Below are 3,793 nucleotides of genomic sequence, written 5' to 3'. Positions count from 1 at the left end.
TCACCGTTCACAAAGCCCGTATAAGTGACCGTTAATGTTGGGTTAGCTGTACCATAAACCTTGCTTTGGTTATTGCCCGCGATGGTTAATGCTGCCTTGGTGACCGTCAACAGTTGACTTACATTCGCTGCAGCGGCATGAATGTTGTCGGCTGCCTGTGAGGCGGTAATATTGGCCGTGCCAGCGCCTACTATATGAATATTTCCGTTTACGATGGTTGCTACTGCCGTATTGTCGCTGGCGTAATTTATAGCAGGTGGGGGGCCGTTGTTACTGGTGGCACCGGGTGAAAAGTCGGCATCACCATAGGTTTTGGTTGGGAGTGCGCCAAACGTTATTATTTCGGGGTTAGGATTTACCGTAACGGTAAAACTAAGCGGCTGCAAGCCTGTGCCTGTAATAAAATTACCAATTGAATAAGGGGCACCGCCTACCGTGATAGGCGTTGTTACCGAGTTGTCGGCCGTATTGATCACCGAGACTGTGCCATCGCTATAATTCGTCACATACACCTTGCTACCGTCCGGGCTTACCGATACCCAGGTAGGCCCAGAACCTACCCCGATGGTGGCTGTTACTGTATTAGTAGCCGTACTGATTACCGAAACACCATCACTGCCTGTCACATATAATGTGCTACCGTCAATGCTAACCGATATACCGCCGGGGCTAGCATTGCTTGACGGAATGGTAGCTGTCACGGTATTGGTAGCTGTATTGATCACCGAGACTGTGTCATCGTTATAATTCGTCACATACACCTTACTGCCATCCGGACTAATCGCCACGCCGACGGGAAGATTGCCTACATTAATGGTAGTTACCACTGTATTGCTCACCGTATTGATCACTGAGACTGTGTTACTAAAAAAATTCGTCACATATATGTTGTTACCGTTCGGGTTGACCGATATGACAATGGGACCATCCCCTACGTTGATCGTAGCTGTCACGGTATTGGTAGCAGCATTAATCACCGAGATTGTGCCACCGTTATAATTCGTCACATATACCTTGCTACCGTCTGGGCTTACCGCTACCCCATTAGGGGACATGCCTACGTTGATCGTAGCTGTCACGGTATTGGTAGCAGAATTAATCACCGAGACTGTACCATCGTCGGAATTGGTCACATATACTGTGCTACCGTCAGGACTAACCGATACCCCCTTAGGAGAACCACCTACCCCGATGGTGGCCGTCACCAAGTTTGTAGCGGTATTGACCACCGAGACTGTGCCGTCACCGGAATTTGGGATATAAAGAAAAGATACGGGAGTGGCGGTAATAGTGGCCGTTACCGGGCTGGTGGTATTATTTGTGGCGGTGAACGATGCGATATTGCCCGTACCACTGGCAGCAAGACTGATGCTTGGTTTGTCGTTGGTCCAATTGTAAACCACACCGGGAGCAGCAAGGGTGACGGCAGTTGTAGTCGAGCCACTTGTAAGGGTTTGATTGGGCGCCTGTCTCATTACATATACCTTATAGATATGGATATTGCTGCCGTCTTGAGCGGTTACCATCGTGGTAATGGTATTTGTACCTACATTTAACGATATGCTGCCAGAGGCCGAGCCACTTGCTACTGCTACACCGTTAACTTTTATGGTAGCTGCAGGGTCGGTAAGGGTTGGAGTTATCGTAAGGGATGCTGTAGCATTGGCAACAACTGCTGTGTAGCTTGGCGTACCTGCTGCAAACACCGGGCTTAGCGCACCGCTACTTAATACCAAATTGCTTAATGTGGATGATGGCGGTTGTACCCCGGCGGTTGTAATAAAATTACCTAATGAAACTTGCCTAATACGGCCAGCCTTGGCAGTTACTATTTTGCCAATATTGGGTTTCACTATAGTTGATTGCCCACCCGTGGTAAAAACTGTATAGTCTTTTGATTTAGCATCTTTTATAAGTGTCGATACACCAACAAAGCTCGCTACCGGACTAAAGAAACTAATGCCGGGAACCGGCCCCAATGCGACAATATTGCCCAAAGCAGGCCTGATTGCTGTTTTTACAAGTACTTCAGTCGTCACGTCACCTGTACCAATATTTCCGGGTGACGTGACAGTGCTAACACTGTGTTTTTTGCTGTTAAAAGTTAAGGTACTGCCACCTGCCTGTACAAAAGTACAAGCAACAAACAACAAGGTTGCCAAGCAAATTAAAGACAGTTTTTTGCTAATAAGGTGGGTAAAGGTTTGGATCATATCATTTTGTTATGATGTATCAATCAATTTGCCTGCGAACATATTATCATCAGATAGATATATTCAATATTTTACCATCTCTGTAAAAACTACGCTTAACAAGGCAATTGCACTTCATCTTAATTTGAATTAGCGTAAAGTTATAAAGGTAGAATATTTTTATTGGGCTAAAAAAGCCCAATAACGCCAATAACAAGCCCAATAACGCCAATAATCATTATTAAAATAAATGTAAATATTACACTTCTGAAGGAAGAATATTATGGTGCTTTTTAAAAGCCGCCGAAAACTTGCTGGAGTTACGGTATTTAAAAGTTAAAGCAACCTCTTTAACACTGGTATGGTTGGCTTTTAACATTTGTAAAGCGAGCGACATTTGTTTTTTTTGGTAGTATTGAAAAATGGAAGTCTGGTGAACTTTCCTAAAAATAGTCCGTAATTTTGTGGGGGAGGTATTCAACGCTTGCGCGATGGCATTAATACCGGGAAATGCGATAGTAAGGTTATCTGTTAATATTTTTTCGGCTTTCGCAACCATACACCTATCAGAATCGCGCAATTTTATTTGTTCTTTAATTGGATGATCCGTAGTAGTTGCTGTAAAAAAATCTAAAACAGTCTGTAAACAAAGTATTTTCACTGGTAAAATTCCATGCTGAGCTCGCTTTTCATGTTTTATAAGATCGATTATCTCTCTGATCAATAATTCGGATCCAGGCAATACATTTCCCCAGGTCATGTACGCCGACTCCGTTTCAAAAAAAATTAAAAAATTCTGATTCTCAGCAAAATCAGTGGTCAAAATATTATGCTCAAGCCATGATTTATTAAATGCGAAGGTTGCAAAAACACCCTTATCGCCTTTGTTAAAACAGGTTTTAATTTCAACTCCAGGTTTGTATAAACGCCAACCAAGCATATGAGCGGTCGCGTCGTTTACATTACCGCGTTTGCTATAAATAAAGTGAGAAAGAAAGTAATAGTCGCATGGTTCATTATCATACAACGCGCTTGTAGATAAATTTTTTTTAAACTCCATCTCGGTAATAATTACCCATAGGCCTTCTTCAAGCTCACGATAGCACATAAGCCCGTCGGCAAAAATATTATCGATATGGATTTCATTTTCTTTTTCAAGATATTTTGTAAACGGAATATGCTTAAATTCCTCAATTATCACAGCAGGCGTATTGGAAAGATAAGGAAGGTCGAAAAATCCGTCGTGATAAGTGACCAAGCGCTTTTTAAATTCGGTAAGCCAATTGTCGATGCGAATATTCAGCATTATAAGAAGCCTGTTTAAAAATGGATGAATAAAAGTTATTTGTTGAAAAGTTGATAAAATGGTCATCGCTTATCGGGCAAATGAAAACTTATCCGACAGATTTAAGCGATAACCAATGGTAATTTATAAAAAAAAACTTACAATTAGATGACGAAAGCGAAAACATAGTTTACGGTTTATTTGGAATGCTATCCATTATCTGGTTAAAACAGGGTGCCAATGGCGGATGATGCCATCTGGTTTTGCTAAATGGCAATTGGTTTATTACTAACCTGAGTTCGATTATTAAATCTCA

At 42.2% G+C, this 3,793-nt stretch carries 2 protein-coding genes and 1 pseudogene; 1 reads left to right on the top strand and 2 read right to left on the bottom strand.

All coding sequences use genetic code 11. The features are described from left to right. Window positions 1–2,213: YVTN family beta-propeller repeat protein (locus AW17_RS23150; RefSeq protein WP_051692062.1), on the bottom strand; the 2,213-nt coding region annotated here is incomplete at its 3' end. Between the two features lie 238 nt (window positions 2,214–2,451). Beyond that, complete coding sequence (locus AW17_RS23145) at window positions 2,452–3,564, bottom strand: helix-turn-helix transcriptional regulator (RefSeq protein ID WP_029280680.1); 1,113 nt, start codon at window positions 3,562–3,564, stop codon at window positions 2,452–2,454. 97 nt (window positions 3,565–3,661) lie between these two features. Between AW17_RS23145 and AW17_RS25465 the strand changes: the two are divergent. Continuing rightward, window positions 3,662–3,769 (top strand): annotated as a pseudogene (locus AW17_RS25465) (transposase); the annotation flags it as partial. Window positions 3,770–3,793: the final 24 nt, after the last annotated feature.

The organism is Pedobacter borealis DSM 19626, assembly GCF_000708285.2.
In the GTDB taxonomy this organism is placed as follows: domain Bacteria; phylum Bacteroidota; class Bacteroidia; order Sphingobacteriales; family Sphingobacteriaceae; genus Pedobacter; species Pedobacter borealis.
Note: the sequence above shows the minus strand (reverse complement) of the source record. Positions and strands in the feature narration are given on the sequence as shown.

Bases quoted from the DNA above. Each gene is read 5' to 3' on its own strand.
- AW17_RS23145 (WP_029280680.1), bottom strand. From the start codon at position 3,564: ATGACCATTTTATCAACTTTTCAACAAATAACTTTTATTCATCCATTT.